General features: G+C 47.7%; 16 protein-coding genes. 11 read left to right on the forward strand and 5 right to left on the reverse strand.

Annotated elements, in window-relative coordinates:
• Positions 1–185: 185 nt before the first annotated feature.
• A complete protein-coding gene (locus tag OP864_RS16785; protein ID WP_270100850.1) occupies positions 186–1244 on the forward strand; it encodes a hypothetical protein in 1059 nt (352 codons plus the stop codon).
• A 7-nt stretch (positions 1245–1251) separates the two neighbouring features.
• Here the strand turns inward: OP864_RS16785 and OP864_RS16790 are convergent, their stop codons facing one another.
• The 3 genes from OP864_RS16790 to OP864_RS16800 all read right to left on the reverse strand — a co-directional run bounded on the left by OP864_RS16790 (position 1252) and on the right by OP864_RS16800 (position 5072).
• Positions 1252–2145, reverse strand: coding sequence for a KilA-N domain-containing protein (locus tag OP864_RS16790; RefSeq protein WP_270100851.1), 894 nt, complete (start codon positions 2143–2145; stop codon positions 1252–1254).
• Positions 2146–2176: 31 nt separating this feature from the next.
• Positions 2177–3580: an orotidine-5'-phosphate decarboxylase gene (gene pyrF / locus OP864_RS16795; protein WP_270100852.1), complete on the reverse strand. Its 1404-nt coding sequence runs from the start codon at positions 3578–3580 to the stop codon at positions 2177–2179.
• Positions 3581–4136: 556 nt separating this feature from the next.
• Complete coding sequence (locus tag OP864_RS16800; RefSeq protein ID WP_270100853.1) at positions 4137–5072, reverse strand: dihydroorotate oxidase; 936 nt, start codon at positions 5070–5072, stop codon at positions 4137–4139.
• A gap of 59 nt (positions 5073–5131) precedes the next feature.
• Here OP864_RS16800 and OP864_RS16805 point away from each other — a divergent pair, with 59 nt between their 5' ends.
• A complete protein-coding gene (locus tag OP864_RS16805) occupies positions 5132–5545 on the forward strand; it encodes a hypothetical protein (RefSeq protein ID WP_270100854.1) in 414 nt (137 codons plus the stop codon).
• A 41-nt stretch (positions 5546–5586) separates the two neighbouring features.
• On the opposite strand, the gene guaA is transcribed toward OP864_RS16805, so the two are convergent.
• Together guaA and guaB are read right to left on the reverse strand one after the other, a co-directional pair.
• Complete coding sequence (gene guaA, locus OP864_RS16810; RefSeq protein WP_270100855.1) at positions 5587–7119, reverse strand: glutamine-hydrolyzing GMP synthase; 1533 nt, start codon at positions 7117–7119, stop codon at positions 5587–5589.
• Positions 7120–7129: 10 nt separating this feature from the next.
• A complete protein-coding gene (guaB, locus tag OP864_RS16815; protein ID WP_015695500.1) occupies positions 7130–8596 on the reverse strand; it encodes an IMP dehydrogenase in 1467 nt (488 codons plus the stop codon).
• A gap of 759 nt (positions 8597–9355) precedes the next feature.
• Between guaB and OP864_RS16820 the strand changes: the two genes are divergently transcribed.
• The 9 genes from OP864_RS16820 to purF all read left to right on the forward strand — a co-directional run bounded on the left by OP864_RS16820 (position 9356) and on the right by purF (position 22250).
• Positions 9356–10435, forward strand: coding sequence for an AIR synthase-related protein (locus OP864_RS16820; RefSeq protein ID WP_270100856.1), 1080 nt, complete (start codon positions 9356–9358; stop codon positions 10433–10435).
• A 60-nt stretch (positions 10436–10495) separates the two neighbouring features.
• Positions 10496–13507, forward strand: a complete 3012-nt coding sequence (locus OP864_RS16825) for a phosphoribosylformylglycinamidine synthase subunit PurL (protein ID WP_270100857.1) — start codon at positions 10496–10498, stop codon at positions 13505–13507.
• A gap of 29 nt (positions 13508–13536) precedes the next feature.
• Positions 13537–14352 carry a phosphoribosylformylglycinamidine synthase subunit PurQ gene (locus OP864_RS16830; RefSeq protein WP_270100816.1) on the forward strand — a complete coding sequence of 272 codons (816 nt, stop codon included), beginning with the start codon at positions 13537–13539 and terminating at the stop codon, positions 14350–14352.
• Between the two features lie 198 nt (positions 14353–14550).
• Positions 14551–16152 (forward strand): bifunctional phosphoribosylaminoimidazolecarboxamide formyltransferase/IMP cyclohydrolase, encoded by a 1602-nt coding sequence (purH, locus tag OP864_RS16835; RefSeq protein WP_270100818.1) that lies wholly within the window; start codon positions 14551–14553, stop codon positions 16150–16152.
• Between the two features lie 176 nt (positions 16153–16328).
• A complete protein-coding gene (locus tag OP864_RS16840; RefSeq protein WP_270100819.1) occupies positions 16329–17264 on the forward strand; it encodes a phosphoribosylaminoimidazolesuccinocarboxamide synthase in 936 nt (311 codons plus the stop codon).
• 3 nt (positions 17265–17267) lie between these two features.
• Positions 17268–18632 carry an adenylosuccinate lyase gene (purB, locus tag OP864_RS16845; RefSeq protein ID WP_270100820.1) on the forward strand — a complete coding sequence of 455 codons (1365 nt, stop codon included), beginning with the start codon at positions 17268–17270 and terminating at the stop codon, positions 18630–18632.
• Between the two features lie 180 nt (positions 18633–18812).
• The gene (gene purD, locus OP864_RS16850) at positions 18813–20078 is read left to right on the forward strand and encodes a phosphoribosylamine--glycine ligase (protein ID WP_270100821.1); all 1266 of its coding nucleotides are present in this window, start codon (positions 18813–18815) and stop codon (positions 20076–20078) included.
• 154 nt (positions 20079–20232) lie between these two features.
• Positions 20233–20814 (forward strand): phosphoribosylglycinamide formyltransferase, encoded by a 582-nt coding sequence (gene purN / locus OP864_RS16855; RefSeq protein ID WP_270100822.1) that lies wholly within the window; start codon positions 20233–20235, stop codon positions 20812–20814.
• A gap of 2 nt (positions 20815–20816) precedes the next feature.
• Positions 20817–22250, forward strand: a complete 1434-nt coding sequence (gene purF, locus OP864_RS16860; RefSeq protein WP_270100823.1) for an amidophosphoribosyltransferase — start codon at positions 20817–20819, stop codon at positions 22248–22250.
• The last annotated feature ends 374 nt before the right edge of the window (positions 22251–22624 follow it).

Here is a 22624-nt window from a genome sequence, read left to right on the forward strand (position 1 = left end):
GCGAAGCGATACCACATTACTGTGGGTTTCAACCCACAGTATCGGCTGAGGGATGGTAGGGGGTGGCCGAAGGCCAGACCAAGCTTTTGAGCGTAGCGAAAAAGCGCAGGGCCGAGCAGACCTGCGAGCCCCCGCACAGCCCGACCCGCCCGCAGGGCGGGGCAGCCCCAAAACATCAAAAAACTATGAAAACAAATCTTTTTATCCTCAGTATATTGCTTCTTTTTGCGGCCTGTAGAGGACCAAAACCCCAAAACCAAAAAGAAGTCGCGGCTTTTGCCCTAGCGCAATTGGATTCGGGCCGCATAGATTGCTTTGCCCCTCATTTTGACTCGATCGAGCAGCGCTGGACCTTCTGCGAGGGCTCGGCTTTGGCCTATTGGGCCGATCATTTTTATTTGGTTTCGGATAAGTCTTTGCCGCCAAATTTGGGGAGTCCTTTGCTCAAAATGGAGGCTCAATTAGGGGGAAAAGCCCAGTATTTTCCGGTCAATTATTTGGCCGAAGTGGAAAAATTGGAAGCCCTGGCCACTGGGCCAAAAGGACTTTGGGCCATGACGGCTTTTGATCGCTTGAAAGATGATGATTGGGCCGGCTACAACCAACTTTGGTTTTGGAAAAATGGCGAAAAACAGCCCTTTTTAGTGGGCGCAGAAGTGCAAGAAGGTTCTGGACAAAAGGGGAGTTTGGCCCTACAAAAGGCCATTAAAGACTATTTGGGCCAACCTTATTTTAAGCTAGAAGGCTTGGCAGAAGGGCCAGGTCAACAGCTGTTTTTGGGCCTGCGGGCCTTGGGCAAAAGCTATAAAGAATTTGATTATCAGCTGCGTATTTTATCTTTGAAATACGACTATAATGCAGCGGGCATGCCCGTTTTGGACCTCAATATCGAGGAGCTAGCGCTTGACTTGCCCGCTTGGGCCAAAGACCTCCCTTTGGGACTTTCTTCCTTAGATTATCGAGCAGAGGAACAGGCCTTTTATCTGGCAAGCAGCATGGAAGTCGAGGGCCAAGCCCTGAGCAGCTACGTTTGGCGTTTTCCCTACCAAAAAGGGGCAAAAAAGGCCAATTTAGCGGTTTTGCAAGGGGCTAAAAAACAGCCCTTTAAGGTTCCGCATAAGGCAGAAGGCCTTTGTTTTGGGCCAAAAGGCGAGCTTTACCTCCTTTTTGATGATGATCGGGAGTTGCTCTGGGGGCGGCAGCCGCATCAATTGGATTATTATCGTTTGCGCTTAGATAAATAGTTGATGATTAGTTGCCTAAGCGTTTGGGATCCTCCATTTTTGGCAATGACCTAGAGGTCAAAAGAGATTGCATTTGTTTGATGGCCGCTTGATTGAGGATATCGGCCCGCTCATCTTGACTCAATTGCATCCGAATCAATTCTGCATTGACGGCTTCTAAGTTGGCGAGGACCAATAGCTGTTCGGTGCTTGCATAATCTCTAATATTGCCTTTTAAATCGGGGTTTTGTTGCCGCCAAAACTTAGCTGTTAGGCCAAAAACGGCCACATTCAAAATATCGGCTTCTCCAGCATAGATAAATCCTTGTCCACTTACTCTAGGTGGAATCAACTCTTCTTTGATGGCATCGGTATGCACCGTATAATTGACTTTGGTCAGCATACGCTTGAGGTTCCAGCCTAAGGCCTCTTGTTTTTGGGCTTCATCAAGCTGTTTGAGGCGCTGAAACTCCTTGAAAACATAGAGTTTAAAGGTAGGGCTGAGGTAAGAAAGAAACTCAAAAGCAATATCCTGATGCGCATAGGTCCCACCATAACGTCCTTTTTTAGAGCGGATGCCAAGCGCGCCCGTTTTCTCAATCCATTCGGTCAAGCTTAGCGTAAAGGTTGGATCGCCAGTCTGATTTTTAATGTTCTCAAATTCGAGTACATTAAAATTAGGGTTGTGTAGACTTTCCCAGGCCCCCAAAAAGCTAATGCTGCTTCTATTGCGCAACCAGTTGAGGATCAACTGCCCTGTTTTGGGGTTGAATTTGCGTGCAATATCGGTTAGTGAGATAAAATCTTCTTGTTGCTCACGGTATAATCGAATTTCGCTGCCTTGTACTTTAAGTATTCCCTGTTTTTTCGCCATCTTTATAAAACTAAAAAGCAGTATGGGCAACTCCCATACTGCTTGCATAATAAGTATTTTCTTCCACTTTTTGCTTGTTTTACAAGCGCTTCAAATAGGCTTCCCAACCTACTTTTCGATATTCGGCGGCCTTTTGGGCGGGCTGTTCATCTTGGTAAATTCCTCGGCCCACAATCATCAAATCAATGCCTCTTTTTTCAAAGGCTTCTTGGGGACTATTGTATTGCTGGCCCAAATTATCAGAGCCACCGCCTAGCTTAATGCCTGGGGTAAACATCAAAAGGCCTGCATCTCTTGGCCGTTTGTTTTGACTAACCACACCCACAACTACTTCTTGCTGATCTTGGGCAATAGCCAAGGCTTTTTTCATGTACTCTCTGCTAGTTAAGGTATCTACGGTCGACATTTGGGCGACCACAATCAAGCCCACACTTTTTTCTAGCGCAATTTGCTTTAAGGCCTCTACACTAGAGGCGCCAGCCACCACATGCACGGTAATCAAATCGGCCCAATCGGCAATGCAGTAAGGGGCAGCTTTAAATTGTTGTTGAACAATATGCCCAATATCGGCAAATTTGCGGTCCTCAAACAAGAGAAAGTTATGGCGTTTGGCCAAAGCTTGTAGCTCAACAACCAGCTCTTGATCAAAGTCTTCAATGCTGTCCATATGCGTTTTCAAAACGGCAATATATGGTCCCACTTCTTGGGCCAATTGCAGCAACTTAGCTTTGGTTCCTACATCCGCAGAGCAACAAAGGTTGGTTTGCTTTTGCTCCATGATGTCGATCAGGCGCTTGGTCACTCCGTTTTGCGTATTCACTTTGATGGTCGAGTAGTTGAGGCGGGGAACAGCCTTGCGCTGCAAGCGCAATTGCTCATAACCAATCTGGTTATTTTGCACAAAGGCCAAGGTCAGATTATACATCTGCTCATCTATGCGATCATGTCGATACAAAATGTCCAAAATCTCCGCAATGGTATAGACCGACAAAGCCTGATAACCTTGTTTTTCCAAGGTCGATACGCCCCCTTGCATACGGTCCACAATCGAAATGACATAATCCACTTCCAAGCCTTCAGCCTCAATGACTTCCAAAGTCTCAATCATCGAGATGCCGCTACTAATGACGTCATCAATAACAACGGCTTTTTGGCCCTCTTCAAAGACGCCTTCCACCATTTTTTTGGTCCCATGTTTTTTCACTTCCTTGCGCTTGACGATCATCGGTTTGTTGTGCATCATCGACAAGGCCGAGCTGAGCGAAAGGGCTGCATAAGGCACCCCACACAAATGGTCAAATTCCAAATCTTTGATCAATTCCCAAAGTTGCTCGCTAATTTCTTGCAGCAGTTTGGGGTAGGCCACCACCCGTCTAAAATCCAAATAAAAAGGCGAGGACAAGCCGCTCTTTAGCGTAAACTGCCCAAATTGCAATACGCCCAATTCTTCCAATTTCAGTAAAAGCGCTTCTTTCTTTTGCATAGTTTTATTAGTTGTGATGATGTTGTTTTAATGTTTTTTTGGGGCCTCCTGCCTGCGGCAGGCGCTACGCTTTGGGGCTCGCAGGTCTGCTCGGCCCTGCGTCGCCTTCGGCTCCTTGGTCTGGCCCTTCGGGCTACCCCGCCGCATCGCTAGGCCGCTCATCTTTTGTACAAACTTTTGGCTTACATCGCTGGCCCAAAATCCTAAATCACTGATTTACAGCGATTAGCCGAAATAAAGATTCCGTTAAATAAAGAATTAAAGAAATAACGGAATCTTTATTCCTTGCATGCTCCAATTTTGCAGCTAGAGGCGAGTTCATGAGGGCTTTAGCCCTCATTTCTAAATCATCGCGAAGCGATACCTTTTTGCTGTGGGTTTTAACCCACAGTATCGGCTGAGGGATGGACAGCAGTGGCCGAAGGCCAGACCCAGCCGCCTTTGGCGGCGCAGGGCCGAGCGAACAGCGAGCTGCGAAACAGCCCGACCCGCCCGCAGGGCGGGGCAGCCCCAAACCTTAAAAAAAAAGACCTTCCAGCCAATAGGCAGAACGTCTTTAAATAGGAGCGGCGGTCTTCAATTTTCCTCGAAAATCTTCTATCGATTGATAGCCCTTGGCTTGCATAATGGCCGTTAATTCGGCGCTAATTTGCGCAAAACAACTTGGACCAGTTTTCATCAGATGCGTACCAATTTGTACGGCCTTGGCCCCACATAAAATATGCTCAAAAGCATCTTGGCCCGATTTGATGCCGCCCACGGCCACCACCGAAATCTCTGGCCGCAAGAGCAAATAAAACTGCCGAACATTGGCCAAGGCGGTGGCTTTGATATAATCGCCGCCCAAACCGCCAAAGCCATCTTTGGGCCGAATTAAGGTCTCTTCTTTTTCCCAATCAATGAGCAAACCATTGCCAATGCTGTTGATGCAGCTCACAAAAGACAAGGAAAACTGATTGAGAATTTGGGCCATTTGCTCAAAATGCAGCAGATCGAAATAGGGCGGTAATTTGACCCCCAAAGGCTTGTTGTTTTGGGCAAAAACAGCCGCTAACACTTTTTCGGTTTGCTCAAAATCGTAGGCCGTTTGCGGTTTGCCTGGCAAATTGGGACAAGACAAATTTAGCTCTATGGCCGCAATATTTTCCTCTTCTTGCATGGCCGCAATCATCTTGAGGTTATCGGCCAAACTCATGCCCGAAAGCGAAACGATATAAGGCTTTTGGAAACTGGCCAATTCCTTGGCGGCCGCCAAATAATAAGCATAGCCCTTATTGGGCAAGCCCATAGAGTTGATGCTGCCCCAGGGCGTATCTACATAGCGAGGAGCGGGATTTCCCGCCCTAGGCGCTAGGGTGGCGCTTTTGGACAAAATAGCGCCCGCCGCAGACTGTCCAAGGGCTTGCAACTCTTCTAAGCTGCTGCAGGCTGGACCAGAAGCATTGTATATACAGTTGGCTAATTTAATATTCGCTATTTTTGTTTGTAACATTTCTATCAAAGTACGTTAATGGGTTAGATGATTAAATAACTCAACTAAATATTTAAATTATGAGGATCCTGTTTTTATTTGTGGCTTTTTTGGCAGTCAATAGTGTTTTTGCGCAAACTCAACCTACTAACCCAGCAGAAAGAGATCCATCTCAATACAGAATTGCAACTGATGAAGAGCGAGAAGCTTTGGCCAGCCAAGGAATGCAAGTCATTATCAAAACAGATGATGGACTACCCGACGACTGGGAATTTGCGGATGAAGCCACTATTGCTAAATTAGTTGAAGCGGGTTATTGGAAAGAAAATGCTTCTACTAAAACAGGCGCTTGGGCAGATGGACAAGCGGGTTCTATGGAATCTGAAGGAGAGTATACGCTTATCCGCCGCAAAAGTGATCCTAAGCAATACGCTATTGTTTGTCAAAAAAAGGATGGTGTTTTAGAGATCTGCTGCATTAGAAAATTGTTCTAAACGATATAAAATAAAGGGCTGTATACACAGCCCTTTTCTATTTATTCCCACTCAATTGTTGCAGGTGGTTTAGAAGTAATATCATAAACAATGCGATTGACCTGCTCCACCTCATTGACAATGCGGTTAGAGATTTTGGCCAAAAGGGGAAGTGGTAATCTGGACCAATCCGCCGTCATGCCATCTACACTAGAGACCGCTCTTAGGCCCAAAGTATAATGATAGGTTCTTTCGTCGCCCATAACACCTACGGTTCGGATGCCTGTGAGTACAGCAAAGTATTGCCAAACCTCTTCCTCTAAATCGGCGGCTTCAATTTCGCTTCGGAAGATATAATCGGCCTCTCTCAAAATGGCCAATTTGGGTTCTGTTACTTCTCCAATTACTCGAATGGCCAAACCTGGTCCAGGAAAAGGTTGTCTATTAACCAAATAGCTGGGCAAGCCCAAAGCCGCTCCAACGGTCCGCACCTCATCCTTAAAAAGCAGGCGAAGTGGCTCAATCAACTCTTTAAAATCGACGACATCGGGTAAGCCGCCCACATTATGGTGAGATTTAATCACGGCAGCATGTCCCGCCCCGCTTTCAATCACATCTGGATAAATCGTTCCTTGGACCAAAAAGTCCACTTCACCGATTTTCTTGGCCTCATCTTCAAAAACACGGATAAAGGTCTCGCCAATGCGCTTGCGCTTCTCTTCTGGATCGCTAACGCCAGCCAATTGATTTAAAAATCGCTCTTTAGCATCTACACAGATGAGCTGCAAATCCAGCTCTTGGCGAAATAGCTGCTCCACCTGCTCCGCCTCATTTTTACGCAGCAAGCCATTATCTACAAAAATGCAGGTTAGCTGTTTGCCTACTGCTTTATGGACCAACATGGCCGCTACCGAAGAATCTACGCCTCCAGATAAGGCACAAAGTACTTTCTTATTGCCAATCTTTGCTCGAATTTCGGCCAAACTGGCCTCAATAAAGTTATCCGTTTGCCAATCGCCTTTTAGGCCCGCCACTTCATAGAGGAAGTTGTGAAGCATTTGCTGGCCAAAGGCCGTATGCATGACCTCTGGATGATATTGGAAGCCATAAATTTGCTTTTCTTTTTGGGCAAAAGCCGCCACGGGACAATGATCAGTGCTCGCAATGGCTTCAAAGCCCGCTGGCAGTTCGCTCACTTGATAAGTGTGGCTCATCCAGCAATCAGATTGAGCGGGAACCGACTTGAAAATAGCTGTTGGCTGCACTTGCAGCTCTTTTTGGCCATATTCTCTAGCCAAGGCTGGCGCTACTTTGCCTCCCGACAAATGGACCAAGAGCTGCGCCCCATAACAAATGCCTAAAATGGGTAAGCCCAAATCTAAAATAGCGGGATCCATAGAGGGCGCGCCCTCTGCATAAACGACTGCAGGACCACCAGAAAGTACAATGGCTTTGGCTCCTTTGGCCTTGACCTCTTCGGCGCTAATTTGGCCCGAAACGACCTCTGAGTAAACCGAGGCCTCTCTTAATCTTCGAGCAATGAGTTGATTGTATTGGGCCCCAAAATCAAGGACCAGAACGACTTCTTTTTGCATAGTTTTATCTTTAAGCGTCTAGGCTATAATTTGGCGCCTCTTTGGTAATTTGAATATCATGTGGATGGCTTTCTTTGAGGCCAGCATTGGTGATGCGGACAAATTGCGCTTTTTCGCTCAATTCGGCCACCGTTGCCGTGCCTGCATAGCCCATCCCTTGGCGAATCCCGCCCACTAATTGGAAAATACTGTCTTCTACATAGCCTTTGTAAGCTACTCGACCTTCTACGCCTTCAGGGACCAGTTTTTTGCTGTTTTTTTGCTCATCTTGGAAGTAGCGGTCTTTGCTGCCTTGTTCCATGGCCGCAATAGAGCCCATTCCTCGATATACTTTGAATTTTCGGCCTTTGTAGAGCTCCATAGCGCCTGGACTCTCATCGCAACCCGCAAAAATGCTCCCCATCATACAAGCGCTGGCGCCCATGCCCAAAGCCTTGACCAAATCGCCAGAGTATTTGATTCCCCCATCGGCAATGATGGGAATATTATGGGCCTTGGCGGCCTGCGCACAATCGTAAATGGCCGTAATTTGAGGAACACCCACACCCGCTACCACCCGAGTGGTACAGATAGAACCAGGGCCAATGCCCACTTTAACGGCATCGGCCCCAGCTTGAATCAGGGCCAACGTTCCCTGAGCAGTCGCTACATTTCCCGCAATGATTTGCAAATCGGGATAAGCTTGTTTTAGTGCTTTGATGGTGGCCAAGACCTTGGCCGAATGTCCATGCGCCGTATCTACGGTAACCACATCTACATGCGCTTGGACCAAAGCAGCGGCCCTTTCCATAGTATCTGCCGAGGTGCCCAAGGCAGCCCCCACTAACAAACGACCTTGCTCATCTTTGGCGGCTTGGGGGTAGCGTTCGGCCTTTTCAATATCTTTAATTGTGATGAGCCCACCCAAACGGCCTTGCTCATCCACCAAGGGCAATTTCTCTACCCGATGTTGGCGCAAAATAGCCTTAGAGCTTTCTAAAGTGGTGCCGATAGGAGCCGTAATTAGGCCTTCTTTGGTCATCACTTCGCCAATTTTTTGGTCAAAATTGGTCTCAAAACGCAGATCTCTATTGGTTAAAATGCCCAAGAGTTTTTTGTTCTCATCACAAATCGGCACGCCCGAAATGCGATATTTCGACATCAAAGCTTCGGCTTCATGCACAAAATGATCGGGACTGAGGTAAAATGGATTAGAAATGATGAAGTTCTGCGAGCGCTTTACCCGGTCCACCTCCTCGGCTTGCTGGGCAATGGACATGTTTTTATGAATAATGCCCAAACCACCTTGACGGGCCATAGCAATGGCCATTCTAGACTCCGTAACGGTATCCATAGCTGCACTAAGCAAAGGAATATTCAATTGGATCTTGGCGGTAAGTTGAGTCGATAAACTGACTTCTTGCGGAAGGACCTCAGAATAGGCAGGGACGAGCAGAATGTCGTCAAAGGTGAGGCCTGTTTTCAGCAATTTTTCCATAGAGATGAGATTAAAAGGGAGGCATGCACTGCCGCTTGTGAAAAAATTGCAAGCAAAAGTAAGCATCTTCTGCTAGAAAAAAGGGGGCTTTTCGGCCCTAGGCGTTTAACTAATTGTTAATTCAAATTGTGCTCTTGGGTTAGTCTAGCTAATTATCCCTAGTTTTGCAGCTCATTAAAGACTGAGCTCAAACTTATCTATTGATTGTCAGTTCTTTATGTTTTTGGGGCTGCCCCGCCCTGCGGGCGGGTCGGGCTGTTTCAGGGCTCGCAGGTCTGCTCGGCCCTTCGCAAAAAATGCGCAGCATTTTTGCTCGGTCTGGCCCTGCGGGCCACCCTTGTCCATCCCTCAGCCGATACTGTGGGTTAAAACCCACAGCAATATGGTATCGCTTCGCGATGCCTTATAAATGAGGGTTAAAACCCTCATAAATTGATCTCTTTGGGCGGATGGAAATGAGGACTATTGGCCCCATTGACGGAATAAAGATTCCGTTAAATAAAGAATTAAAGATTTAAAGAAATAACGGAATCTTTAATGCTTGCAGGCCAGAGCAGAATGCTAAACCTCTGCCCCAAAGAGGAGCGGCCTAGCGATGTGCAAGGGTGGCCCGCAGGGCCAGACCGAGCCGCTGAAAGCGGCGAAGGGCCGAGCAGACTTGCGAGCCCTGAAACGTAGCGCCTGCCGCAGGCAGGAGGCCCCAAAAAAGACAAAAAGTTCTTCCAAAGCCAGATTTTTGAATCATTAAGAAAAAGCAATATGCAAAAGAAAGCGGCTAGCGGAATGGATATCAATTTGGGCAATTCCTGTTCTCAGGATGCCTATGCTTGGGCCAAAAAGACCTTTGTGCAAAGGGCAGGAAAGGCCGGGGCTTTGGCGCCCAATTTGGAAGGCGGATTTTCGAATCTGCTCTTATTTAGCCAAGAGCGAATTGGCATTGCTTCGGATGGAATCGGGACCAAAATTGAGTTGGCCGAAAGAAGCAAAAAATACGATACTTTGGGTTTTGATTTGTTGGCCATGGTGGCCGATGATTTGGCTACAGCAGGCTTTGAACCCACCAACTTATCCAATATTATTGATGTAGATCATTTGGACCAAGCGGTCATCAATGAGCTGATGAAAGGCTTGTCGGAAGCCTGTGCATTTACGGGCGTGAGCATCACGGGAGGCGAAATTGCCGAATTGGGCAATCGCATTTCGGGCTATGGCGAGGGGATGCACTTCAACTGGTGTTCTACGGCCATTGGGCATTTGCCCTCGCAATTGGCCCAGCCCATAGATGGCAGCCAAATAGAAGAGGGACAAGTTGTTGTGGCCGTCAAGAGCCGTGGATTTAGAAGCAATGGCTTTTCGCTGATTAGGCGAATCATGGAAAAAAACTTTGGTCCAGATTGGCAGCATGCGCCCTATGATGAAACTTGCAGTTGGGGCGAAAAACTGTTAACGCCCTCGCTGATCTGTGCCCCACTCATCAACAAATGGTTAAGCCATGATATTTTGCCCAGCGGCTTGGTCCATATTACAGGCGGCGGCATAGCCGACAACTTCAGGCGTTTGCTTAAGCGAAAAAATAAGGGGGCTCGTCTAGAAAATCTCTTTGCGCCCTTGCCAATGATGAAAAAAGTCATGAGCTTAGGGGAAATTACCTTAGAAGACGCCTACTTATACTGGAACATGGGAAATGCCTTTTTAGCCGTTTTGCCAGCCGAGCAGTTAGATGCTGCTTTAGCATTGGCCCAAGATACTCCTTATCAGCTAGTTCGAGCGGGAGAAATTACGGCTACACCCAATATTCAGATTGTCTTGGAGGAAAAAACATTGAACTACAATTTCTAAGCATAGAAAAGACTGCCCAAATTGGGCAGTCTTTTTTTGTTGGACCAGATACCTAATTTAATGAGCAACTACCCACATATATTCCGTTATCTGCGCCCCGATTTAGCCGATTGGCAGGGCCAGAAGATTGTGCAAGCAGCAGAGCTACATTTGGGCCTTAAAACGGGCGAAATTCGTTTGGTTCAGCTCTTTTCTTTGGCCGAAGAGGCCCAAGAAGAGCAGCTATTGGCCTTTGCAGAGGCTTGTATCCAAGATCCTTTGACGGACCAAATTGAGATCAATCAATTAAACTGGCCCAGAGGTTTTGCCTCGGCGGTGGCCATTGCCCAATTGCCTGGCGTTACAGATGATGAGGGCCGCTCGGCCCAAATGGCCTGGGCCGATTTCTTCAATTTGCCCTTTGAGCCAGAAGAACAACGCATTTTTAGCCAAACCATCTATCTCATAGAAAAGGATTTGAGCGCCGAAGAGCTCAAGGCTTTGGCCCAGCGCCTCTTGGGCAACCCACTAATTCATCATTTTAGCTATTTCAAGGCCCAAGAAGGCGGTTTTGATCGCCCTTTTTATGTTCCCAAAGTGCAAATACAAGCCAATAAAGAGCGTCAACTGATTGATTTGGCCCCTTTGAGTGATGAAGAGCTGTTGCAACTGTCTAAAGAAATGGTTTTGGCCCTCAATTTAGCCGAAATGCAAGCCATTAGAGACTATTATGGCAGCGAGGCGGTCCAAACATTTAGAGCAACCAAAGGCTTGCCCGCTCAACCAACCGACTGCGAGCTAGAAGTACTGGCCCAAACTTGGTCCGAGCACTGCAAACACAAGGAATTTAATGCCCTGATTCACTATAAAAACCTAGAAACTGGCGAAGAGCAAGAGATTCATTCGCTTTTTAAGACCTTTATCAAAGGGGCTACCGATAATGTGGCCGCTTCTTTGGCCGAAAAAGGTAATGATTGGCTGGTTAAGGTGTTTTCTGATAATGCTGGAGTGGTTAAAGCTACGGATAAACATCTGTTTGTCTGGAAAGTAGAAACGCATAACTCGCCTTCTGCGCTTGACCCTTATGGTGGAGCGATTACGGGCATTTTGGGGAACAATCGCGACCCACTAGGAACGGGAGTTGGGGGCGCTCAACTGCTATTTAATACGAATGTCCTTTGTTTTGGCCCACCCAACTACAACAAAACCCTACTCAAGGGCCAATTGCACCCCCGCCAAATCATGGAAGGGGTGGTTTCGGGGATCGAAGATGGTGGAAATAAGTCGGGCGTGCCCACAGTCAACGGCTCAATTGTCTTTGATGAACGCTATAGCGGCAAACCTTTGGTCTATTGTGGTACTGCGGGCATTATGCCTTACGATTATTTGGGCAAAAATAGCTGGGAAAAACCAATTGATGCGAATGATCGCATCATTATGGCCGGCGGTAGAGTGGGCAAAGACGGCATTCATGGCGCAACCTTCTCTTCTATCGAGATTGATGAGCATTCGCCTATGTCAGCGGTCCAAATTGGTAGCCCCATCACCCAAAAAATGCTTTACGATTTTATGCGGGTGGCCACGGCTCAAGGACTCATTAAATGTAGTACGGATAATGGCGCAGGGGGACTCTCTTCTTCGGTGGGCGAACTGGCCGAAATTAGCGGCGGGGCTTTGGTCCAATTGGAAAAAGTGCCGCTAAAATATGCAGGTCTTCGCCCCTGGGAAATCTTTGTCTCTGAGTCGCAAGAACGCATGACTTTAGTGGTGGAAACAGAAAAATGGCCCGCCTTAAAAGCGCTCGCGCAACAATATGAAGTAGAGCTCTCCGATATTGGCTATTTCACCAATGATGGCTACCTAGATATTCGCTATGAAGAGGAACAAATTGCCTTGTTGAGTATGCAGTTTTTGCATGAAGGTGTTCCCCAAAAAGAAATGTGGGCCGAATGGAAAAAACCAGAACTCCAAGAGCCAGAGCTTCCCAAAAACTTAGATTACAACCAACTGCTCCTAGACCTGATGAGCAGCCTAAATATTTGCTCTAGAGAAAGTATTATCCGCCAATATGACCATGAGGTCAAAGGCAAAACAATTCTCAAGCCGCTGATGGGCGCCAAGGGTAAAGCCCCTCAAGATGCGGCCGTTCTCCGCTTTGATTTCTCTGATTATCAGGGGGTGGCCGTCTCTAATGGCATTATTCCCCGCTATGGCGATATTGATGCCTACCAGATGTCGGCCAGCGCCTTTGATGAGGCGATTCGCCAAATTATTTCGGTGGGTGGCCGCCTACCCAATATGACAGAAAACGATGATATTTTCTGGTCCATTAACGATAATTTTTGTGTTCCCGATTCAGAGTTTCATCCCGAACATAATCCAGATGGCAAACTCAAACTCGCCAAATTGGTGCAGATGTGCCAAGCCCTTTATGATATGGCCAGCTTTTTCGATACCCCCCTCACTTCGGGCAAGGATAGCATGAAAAACGACTTTAAGGCAGAGGGCCAAAAGATTTCGGTCCCGCCCACTATTCTCTATTCTTTTACGGCCAAAATGAAGGATGTTCGCCAGAGCATTAGCGCAGAATTTAAAATGCCTGGCGACCTGATTTATCAATTGGGTACTACTTATAATGAATTGGGTGCCTCTGAGTTTTATCAGCTATTTGGCGAGTTGGGCGCTAATGTTCCTAAGGTCCGAAAAGAAGCCGCCAAAGCCCTTTATCTCAAGGTTATGCAGGCTAATGAAGCTAAGTTGATCGCCTCTAGCCACGATTTATCCGATGGCGGCCTAGCCGTTGCCTTGGCCGAGTCTTGTTTCGGTGGCGATTTGGGCGCCAATATTCAATTGGATCAATTGGGCGATTTGACGGCCTGGCAACTGCTGTTTTCCGAGTCAAATTCTCGCTTTTTGGTCTCTATCGCCCCCGAAAATCAAGCTGCTTTTGAAGAAATTATGGGCGATGCTGCCTTTTTCTTGGGCCAAGTGAGCAAAGACCAACAGTTGACGATCGAGCTCGGCCAAGAGAAACTGATCCAATTGAGCAATGAGCAGTTGGAAACCGCCTGGTCGCAAACGCTTTCTCTCTAATTTCTGGACCTTATATTAAATAACTTATTATGGTACAAGTTCTTGTGCTGACTGGCTTTGGGATTAACTGCGAAGAAGAAACCGCCGCCGCCTACCAAATGGCGGGCGCCCAAGCCCATATCCACCACTTTAATGAGGTCCTTGTAGAGGGCCACGATATTCACCAATATCAATTGATTCACTTCCCCGGCGGCTTCTCTTTCGGAGATGATCTGGCCTCGGGCAAAGTGATGGCCAATAAAATCCGATATAAAAAGCTTCCCAACGGCAATAGCCTGCTCGATGAGCTCAAAATTTTCCTCAATAATGGCCATTTTATTATGGGCATTTGCAATGGCTTCCAAATGTTGGTGCGCCTGGGCCTTTTGCCCAATACCCGCCTCAGTTTTGCCCAGCAATCTAGCCTTTTGCCCAATCTCTCTAGCCAATATGAGGACCGCTGGGTCTACTGTAAGGTCAATCCCGATTCCGAAAGCCCCTTCCTCAAAGGCATCGATATTATCCCACTGCCGGTCCGCCACGGAGAAGGCCGCCTCCTTTTTGGCGATGATACGCTCAAGCAGATTGTCCGCACAAAATCACTCAATTGCCTGAGCTATTGCCTAGAAAATGGCGACTTGGCCACTGAATACCCCGCTAATCCCAACGGCTCGGAGCTTTCTTGCGCTGGACTTTGCGACCCCACGGGCCAGGTGTTCGGCCTGATGCCCCATCCAGAAGCTTTTTTAAGCCTCTATAATCACCCAAATTGGCCCAAAATGAAACGCCAAAATCCCCAACTTTCCGAGGAGGGCTGGGGCCTGAAGTTTTTCAAAAATATTGTGCAACATATTCAAGCGAATTAAGATTTGGGGCCTCCGCAGCAAAGCTGCGGCGCTACGTTTCAGGGCTCGCAGGTCTGCTCGGCCCTTCGCCAGCAAAGCTGGCTCGGTCTGGCCTGACGGCCCCCCTTGCACATCGCTAGGCCTGCGGGCGCTTTGCGCCCTGCTATACTCAGTAATGGACCACTAATTTTTCTCTCACTTTTCTCTCAATTGCTTCTTATGCAGCTTCGCAAAATTAAAAGAGCTCTTCTCTCTGTTTCCGATAAGTCGAATTTGATTCCCTTGGCCCAAGGCCTGCACGATTTAGGCGTTGAACTGATTTCTACGGGTGGCACAGGCCGAGCCCTCCAAGAGGCCCAAATTCCCTATACTGATATTCAAGCCGTCACGGGAAATCCAGAAGCCTTTGGCGGCCGAATGAAAACGATTTCTTTCCAAATTGGCTCGGCCCTTTTGTTCGATCGGGAACGCGATGCCCAAGAGGCCCAAAACCTAAATATTGAGGGCATTGATTTGGTGGTTTGCAATCTCTACCCCTTCCAAAAGGTCCAAGAAGCTGGGGCCGATTTCCCCAGCCTAATCGAAAATATTGACATTGGTGGACCGACGATGATTAGAGCCGCCGCCAAAAACTTTAAGGATGTGGCCGTTTTGGTCCAAGCTAGCGATTATGAAGGCTTTTTGGCCGAGCTCCAAAGCCAAAATGGACAAACAAGCCTGGCCCTCCGCCAACAGTTGATGGCCAAAGCCTTCAACCATACGGCCGATTATGATGCCCGCATTGCTATGCGCATGGATGAAGAGTTGGGCAAAAAGAGCCTCCGCCTCAGCTTTAAACAAGGCCGCTCTTTGCGCTATGGCGAAAATAGCCATCAAGCCGCCGACTTTTACCGAGAAAATAGCTCGACCCTCAGCTTGGCCGATATTCGAATTTTGCATGGCAAGGCCCTTTCTTATAATAACCTTTTGGATGTGCAAGGCGCAGTGGATGCCGTTCAGGGATTAGGTGGACAAGCGGTGGCCGTGGTCAAACATAGCAATCCTTGTGGCCTGGCCAAAAGTATGGACCAAAGAGCAGCCCTAGAAGCTGCTTGGTCTGGCGACCCCATTTCTGCTTTTGGCTCTATCATCGCCTTCAATCAACCTTTGGAGCTCAAAACTGCCGAGTTTTTTCAATTAGATGCGGAGGACCGCAGCCAACGCAAGTTTGTAGAGGTGGTTATTGCCCCCAAAATCACGGCTGAAGCGCTAGAATACTTGCAGCAGCACAAAAACTTGCGGGTTTTAGAGCTCGATATTGCTGGCCTTGAAAAGGCTGTAGATTATCGCTATCTCTCTGGCAGTTTATTGGTCCAAGAAGCGGACCTAGCCCTATACAAGCAACAAGAATCGGTCACGGCCCGCCCATTTCCTAGCGATGAAGCGGCCAAAGGCTTAGTTGAATTTAGTTTGCAGGCCATCAAGAGCATAAAATCTAATGCGATTGTGCTGGTCCAAGCGGTCAATCAACAGCAGTACCGCATTTTGGGTATGGGCGCAGGACAGCCCAACCGCCTAGTCGCCACTAAACTAGCTATTGAAAAGGCCAAAGAAAACTTGAAAAGAGAAGGCGCAGAAGATATAGCCAGCGTTTTGGGCCAATGCTACCTCGTTTCCGATGCCTTTTTCCCTTTTGCCGATAATGTAGAACTAGCCACCCAAGCAGGCATCCGCCATATTTTGCAGCCCGGCGGCTCTATTCGAGATAAATCGGTAATTGCCGCCTGCGATCAGGCCGATATTGCCATGTTATTTACTGGATTGCGTCATTTTAAGCATTAAATGGTCCATTTGCGTTTGGAAGCGGGCGCAGCCCGCTGGCCTAGCGATGTGAAGGGGTGGCCCCTAGGGCCAGACCGAGGCGGCAAAGCCGCTGAAGGACCGAGCGAATAGCGAGCCCCGCAACGTAGCGCCGCAGCTTTGCTGCGGAGGCCCCAAAAAACAAAACAGTCATCAATATGCAGCAAATAAAAAAACTGAGCATCAGCGGATTGCCGCTTTTGCATTCGGGAAAAGTTCGGGATAGTTTTGGGGTAGATGAGCAACGGCGTTTGATTGCTTTGAGTGATCGAATTTCTGCTTTTAATCTGAAAATCAAGACGGCAATTCCAGAAAAAGGGGCCATACTAAATAGCCTTGCCAACTTTTGGATGCAGCAAACGCAGCAGATTATTCCCAATCATTTTTTGGCCCAAATTGACCCTAATTTGACCTTGGTCAAAGAGGCCAAAAGCTTCAAAATTGAGTTGGTGGTCCGCGCCTATTTGACGGGCTCCATTTGGCGAGCTTATGCGAAGGGCAAACGCCTATTTTCGGGCCTAAAATTGCCCGATGGCTTGCGCAAAAATCAGGCTTTTGAGCAGCCGATTTTAACGCCTACGGCCAAAACGGAAAATGATGAGGAAATGAGTCCAGCCGAAATCATTGCCGCAGGCTTGGCTACTGCTGATGAATGGAATTATTTGGCCGAAAAAGCCTTAGCGCTTTTTGCTTTTGGGCAAAAATATTTGGCCCAAAAAGGCATTTTGCTGGTCGATACCAAATATGAATTTGGCAAAATTGGCGATCAAATCATTTTGATTGATGAGATTCACACCCCTGATTCCTCTCGATTTTGGCGACAGGCCGATTATGAAAAAGATCCCTTGATCGTCGAGCAGCTTGATAAGGAATTTTTGCGGCAATGGATGTTGGCCAATAAAATTGAGGGCCAATTGCCTCAAGAACTACCCGAATCAGTCGCCCAAGAAACCAGTCGCCGCTATCGTGAAATTTATGAGTGTATTGTAGGCGAAAAATGGTCGCCCTCAAGCGAAGAACCGGCCCAAAGAATGGCCAAAAATCTATTAAAAGCTGGCTTAGTGGAGCAGCTTCCCACCGTAGAATTAAAATAAACTATGAATCATAAAGCGATCTCTCCTTTAGATGGGCGCTATGCCCGAAAACTGCCTCAACATGGCGACTATTTTTCTGAATTTGCCCTGATGTACAATCGCTGCAAACTAGAATTGCGCTATGCTTTGGCCCTAGATAAATTGGGTATTTTTCCCGCACTTTCTGCCCAAGAGCGGCAGCGACTAGAAGCCCTCATCGAGCATTTTTCAGAAGAAGATTATCAGGCCATCAAAGCCATTGAGCAAAAAACAATGCATGATGTCAAGGCTTGCGAAATCTTCTTGCGAGAGAAAACCCAGATCAGTCAGGACCAACTTTTTCATTTTGCCCTGACTTCTGAGGATGCCAATAATATGGCCTACAATTACATGCTCAAAGGCTATTTGGAAGAGGTCCAATTGCCTCAAATTGAGCAACTTTTGCACAAACTCATGCAATTGGCCGAAGATTGGAAAAGCATCCCTTTTCCCACAAAAACCCATGGACAAAAAGCTTCGCCTTCTACGGTGGGCAAAGAGTTGGCGGTTTATATCAATCGCATCGCTCGGGTTTATGAAAAGCTGAAAAATCATCGCTTTTATGCCAAATTGAGCGGGGCTGTGGGCAATTATTCGGCGATGTTGGCCGCTTTTCCAGAGGTGGATTGGCTAGATTTTGCCCAAAATTTCTTGGCCCAAGAAGGCTTTGCATTGAACTTGGCCACCACTCAAATTGAGGATCATGATAGCTGGGCCGAGTACTTCGATCTCAGTCGCCGCCTCAACAATATCGTCATGGACCTAGATGTCGATTGCTGGCTCTATATTTCTTATGAGCTTTTTTATGAGCGCAGTAAGGCTGGCGAGGTCGGCTCTTCGACCATGCCACATAAGGTCAACCCGATCAATTTCGAAAATAGCGAGGGCAATATGATGCTCTCTAATGGCCTATTGACGGTGCTTTCCGATAAACTTTGCCGCTCCAGAATGCAGCGAGATCTTTCCGACTCTACGGTGGAGCGCAATATGGGCGTGGCCTTGGCCCATGCCTATATGGCCATCGGCGAGACCTTGAGAGGGCTGAATAAATTGGCCGTAAATGAGGCCCAATGCGCGGCCGTTTTGGACCAAAGTCCAGAGCTTTTGGCCGAGCCCATCCAAACCATTCTCAAAATTGCTGGCGTAGAAGATCCTTATAATCTCCTCAAGGCCGCTTCTCGAGGCAAAAAACCCACCCTAAACAGCCTTTTTGCCTTGGTGGACGGACTCGATATTTCTGAAGAGATTAAAAACCGCTGTAAGGCGTTGCGTCCGCATACTTATGTAGGCGATGCGGTTCGCATTTGTGAGCTCGTTTTGGAACAAACGCAGGCGCTTTTGAAGCAGTAGGACTTGGGGCTGCCCCGCCCCTTGGGCGGGTCGGGCCATTTCGCAGCTCGCTGTTCGCTCGGCCCTGCAGGCTTTTTCGCTTCGCTACAAAAGCCTTTGGTCTGCCGCCTTCGGCGGCCCTGCTACAGCCCCTCAGCCAAATTTCATTCTCTAAACGACATTGATAAATATTCTTGATCTATGCGTATTGCCATTTTAGGAAGTGGGGGCAGAGAACATGCCCTAAGCTGGAAATTTGCCCAAGAATTGGGGCAAGAAAATGTTTTTTGTTGGCCCGGAAATGCGGGCATTCCCAATTCAGCAGCTATTGATATTCAAGATTTTGAAGCTTTGGCCCAATATAGCCAAGCCCAACAAATCGATTATATTTTTGTGGGGCCAGAACAGCCCCTAACCGATGGCATTGTCGATTATTTTCAGGCAAATACCAATATTCAAATTGTTGGACCAACTCAGGCAGCGGCCCAGCTAGAAGCCTCAAAGATTTTTGCCAAAAACTTTATGCAAAAGCATGGCGTCAGCACGGCCAAGTTTAAGGCTTTTTCGGGCCAAGAATTGGCCGAGGCCAAAGCATTTGCGGCCCAGTATTCGGGCAATTTGGTCCTTAAATTTGATGGCCTAGCAGGCGGCAAAGGCGTTTTTGTCTGCAGCAATATGGAGCAATTAACAGCCGCTTTAGACCAGCTGATTGAAAAATATGGTCCCAGCGCTCGCTTTTTATTGGAAGAAAAAATCATTGGCGACGAGATTTCCATTTTGGGCTTTACCGATGGCCAAAACTGCAAATTGTTTCCCCCAGCACAAGACCACAAACAGCTATTGGATGGCGATTTGGGGCCCAATACGGGAGGAATGGGCGTAATTTCGCCTGTTCCCGCTTGCCATGAGGACATTTTGGCCCAAATTCAAGAAGAAATTATTGCCCCTACTATGGCTGGCCTAGCCGCCGAAAACCTAGACTACAAAGGCGTTATTTATTTTGGCGTCATGCTTTCGGAAGAGGGCCCCAAGCTCTTAGAATACAATGTTCGTTTTGGGGATCCAGAAACAGAGGTGCTTTTGCCTCAGCTCAAAACGCCACTTTTGCCCTTAGTTCAAGCTTGCTTATCGGGGGAATTGGCTGAGGCGGAAATGGAATTTTGGCCAGGCTACTTTGTGGACCTGGTCCAAGTTGCCCCAGGTTACCCTGGCGCTTATCCCAAAGGGATGCCCCTACTTTGTCGGGGCCAAATGCCTGAAGGGGTGCTTGTTTTTTATGCTGGAGTCAGTCGAATAGATGGACAACTTTGCAGTAGTGGCGGAAGAGTATTGAACATGCTGGCCCAAGCGCCTACTTTAGCCGAGGCCCAAGAAAAAGCCTATGCAGCTTGTCAGCAACTGAGTTTTGAGGGGGCCTTTTATCGTAAAGATATTGGGCAGAGAGTGTATAAAGTATTAAAAGCCTAAAGCATAGCCAGGCCCCAATGGCCTAGCGCTGTGCAAGGGTGGCCCGAAGGGCCAGACCAAAGCCGCCTGTGGCGGCTGCAGGGCCGAGCAGACTTGCGAGCCCTGGAACATAGCGCCGCAGCTTTGCTGCGGAGGCCCCAAAACATCAAAAAAAATGAAAAAAATAGCCCTATTTGCCTCTGGACGAGGGTCCAATTTGATGAACATTTTGGCGAGCATGCAAAATGGATGCTTAGCGAATTTGGCCGAGGCCGTTTTGGTCTTTTCTAACCAGCCTCAGGCGCCTGTTTTGGCCAAAGCGGAGGCCTTGGGTTTGGCGGTACACTGCATTCCGAGTCGGGGTAAAAAGCGCCTTGACTTTGATGCTGAAGTCTTGGCTTTGTTAGAAAAATATCGGCCCGATTATATTGTTTTAGCGGGCTATATGCGTGTTTTATCGGCTCCTTTTGTAGCCGCTTATGCGGGAAGAATCGTCAATATTCATCCCGCCGACACCCAAGTTCATCAGGGATTGGGGGCCTATAAATGGGCCTTTGAGCAGAGATTGGAAGAAACAAAAATTACCGTGCATTTGGTCGATCAGGGCTTAGATACAGGTCCAATAATCGCTCAGGCCCCAGTAAATTTGACAGGCGTCAAAGATTTAGCGGAGGTCGAGCGGAGAGGTTTGGCGGTAGAGCATCAGCTTTATCCTCAGGCCTTGTATCAACTTTTTAGCAGCAAAAACAAGCAATAAATATGTGTGGAATTGTCGGTTTTTATGGAAAGCCCAATATTGTCTATGACTTAATGTTGGGTTTGAGTGCTTTGCAGCATCGGGGACAAGATGCGGCGGGCATTATTACCTTTGAAAAAAGCTTTCATATCAAAAAGGGATTGGGCTTAGTCAATGATGTTTTTGCGCAGCGGCATGCCGATCGTTTGCGGGGAAATATTGGTTTGGGGCATGTGCGTTATACCACCCATGGCAGCAATGAACTCATTAACGCCCAGCCGATTGCGGCCAACTATCCTTTTGGGATTGCCATGGTGCACAACGGCAATGTGAGCAACTTTGAAGAAGTGCATAATCGCTTGTACAAGGAGTATCATATTTTGCCAGCGACCAGCAATGATTTAGAGCTTTTGCTCTATACCTTTAGTTCTGAATTGAATAAAAAAGACCTGGCCCAAATTGGTCCAGCCGATATATTTGATGCCGTTAGTGAAACCCAAAAAAAGGTCCATGGGGCTTATTCGGTCATTGCGGCCATTGCTAACCATGGACTTTTGGCCTTTTGTGACCCCAATGGGATTCGGCCCTTGGTTTTGGGCCAAAAAGAAGGGCCTGATGGGCAGCCCGTTTATGGTTTTGCTTCGGAAAGCGTTTGTTTTGATCATTTGGGGTATACGCCCATTCGAGAATTGAAGGCTGGAGAGATTGTATTCATTGATGAAAACCGCCAATTGCATAGCAGTTTGGGCCATAAAACGGCCGATAAATTTTGTGTATTTGAGTTTATCTACTTTGCCCGAGAAGATAGTGAGCTGCAAGGCAAATTAGTAGCTGGCCAAAGAGTGAAGATGGGCAGAATGCTGGCCCAAAAAGTTCGAGAAATGGGCCTAGAAGCCGATATGGTTATTGATGTGCCTAGCTCGGGCTATTTTGCTGCTTCGGGCCTTGCAGAGGCCTTAGATATTCCCTATAAAAGGGGCTTAGTCAAAAGCAATTATATTGGCCGCAGTTTTATTTCGCCTTCGCAGGTAGAGCGAGAGGCTTTGGTCAAGCGCAAGCTCAACCCCATTGCTCGGACCATCAAGGGCAAGAAATTATTGGTGGTCGATGATTCTATTGTTCGGGGCACCACCTCCAAGCGGATTGTCCAAATTTTGCGAGAAGCTGGGGCTGAAAAAGTCTATTTTGTTTCGGCGGCGCCGGCCATCAAGCACCCTTGTATTTATGGCATTGATATGTCGGTGAGTACAGAGCTGTTGGCGGTGGGCCGCAGCGATCAGGAGATCTGCGATTACATTGGAGCCGATGCCTTGATTTATCAAAAATTAGAGGACCTAAAAGCTATTTTTGAGCATACTGGTTTTTGCATGGCTTGTCTTGATGGGGCCTATCCTACTCCGGCCGCAAAAGAGGCTTTGGCCCAAATTGAAGCCGAGCGTTTGGCGATAAAGAAATAAAGATTCCGTTATTTCTTTAATTCTTTATTTAACGGAATCTTTATTTCGTTATTTCTTTAATTAAAGATTTCCTTATTGACGCAAACAGCTGCAAAACAGCTAGTTAACTAAAAACCGTATTTTATTATTTAGGATTTGGGGCCCGCGGCCGGCTAGCCTTCGGCTAGGTCGGCCGCCGCTATGCTGCGCGGCTCGCAGGTCTGCTCGGCCCTGCGGCGGCTGCGCCGCCTGGGTCTGGCCCTTCGGGCCACCGCTGCGCAGCGCTGGGCCAAAGGGAGGCCTAAGGGGGCCACAAAAAGCAGAATAGAAAAGGGGAGCGCCTAAAAAATTAGGGCTCCCCTTTTGCTGTATTTCGGTTCTTTTTGGGCTCTTGT

This window comes from Saprospira grandis, assembly GCF_027594745.1.
Classification (GTDB): Bacteria; Bacteroidota; Bacteroidia; order Chitinophagales; family Saprospiraceae; genus Saprospira; species Saprospira grandis.

Excerpts from the sequence above, each read along its gene's own strand:
- OP864_RS16790 (WP_270100851.1), bottom strand. The coding sequence starts at position 2,145 with ATGCAAGCAGTATGGGAGTTGCCCATACTGCTTTTTAGTTTTATAAAG.
- OP864_RS16820 (WP_270100856.1), top strand. The coding sequence starts at position 9,356 with ATGCAAAAGAAAGCGGCTAGCGGAATGGATATCAATTTGGGCAATTCC.
- OP864_RS16830 (WP_270100816.1), top strand. The coding sequence starts at position 13,537 with ATGGTACAAGTTCTTGTGCTGACTGGCTTTGGGATTAACTGCGAAGAA.
- guaA (WP_270100855.1), bottom strand. The coding sequence starts at position 7,119 with ATGCAAAAAGAAGTCGTTCTGGTCCTTGATTTTGGGGCCCAATACAAT.
- OP864_RS16800 (WP_270100853.1), bottom strand. The coding sequence starts at position 5,072 with ATGTTACAAACAAAAATAGCGAATATTAAATTAGCCAACTGTATATAC.
- purB (WP_270100820.1), top strand. The coding sequence starts at position 17,268 with ATGAATCATAAAGCGATCTCTCCTTTAGATGGGCGCTATGCCCGAAAA.
- OP864_RS16825 (WP_270100857.1), top strand. The coding sequence starts at position 10,496 with ATGAGCAACTACCCACATATATTCCGTTATCTGCGCCCCGATTTAGCC.
- OP864_RS16805 (WP_270100854.1), top strand. The coding sequence starts at position 5,132 with ATGAGGATCCTGTTTTTATTTGTGGCTTTTTTGGCAGTCAATAGTGTT.
- OP864_RS16785 (WP_270100850.1), top strand. The coding sequence starts at position 186 with ATGAAAACAAATCTTTTTATCCTCAGTATATTGCTTCTTTTTGCGGCC.
- purH (WP_270100818.1), top strand. The coding sequence starts at position 14,551 with ATGCAGCTTCGCAAAATTAAAAGAGCTCTTCTCTCTGTTTCCGATAAG.
- OP864_RS16840 (WP_270100819.1), top strand. The coding sequence starts at position 16,329 with ATGCAGCAAATAAAAAAACTGAGCATCAGCGGATTGCCGCTTTTGCAT.
- pyrF (WP_270100852.1), bottom strand. The coding sequence starts at position 3,580 with ATGCAAAAGAAAGAAGCGCTTTTACTGAAATTGGAAGAATTGGGCGTA.
- purF (WP_270100823.1), top strand. The coding sequence starts at position 20,817 with ATGTGTGGAATTGTCGGTTTTTATGGAAAGCCCAATATTGTCTATGAC.
- purN (WP_270100822.1), top strand. The coding sequence starts at position 20,233 with ATGAAAAAAATAGCCCTATTTGCCTCTGGACGAGGGTCCAATTTGATG.
- guaB (WP_015695500.1), bottom strand. The coding sequence starts at position 8,596 with ATGGAAAAATTGCTGAAAACAGGCCTCACCTTTGACGACATTCTGCTC.
- purD (WP_270100821.1), top strand. The coding sequence starts at position 18,813 with ATGCGTATTGCCATTTTAGGAAGTGGGGGCAGAGAACATGCCCTAAGC.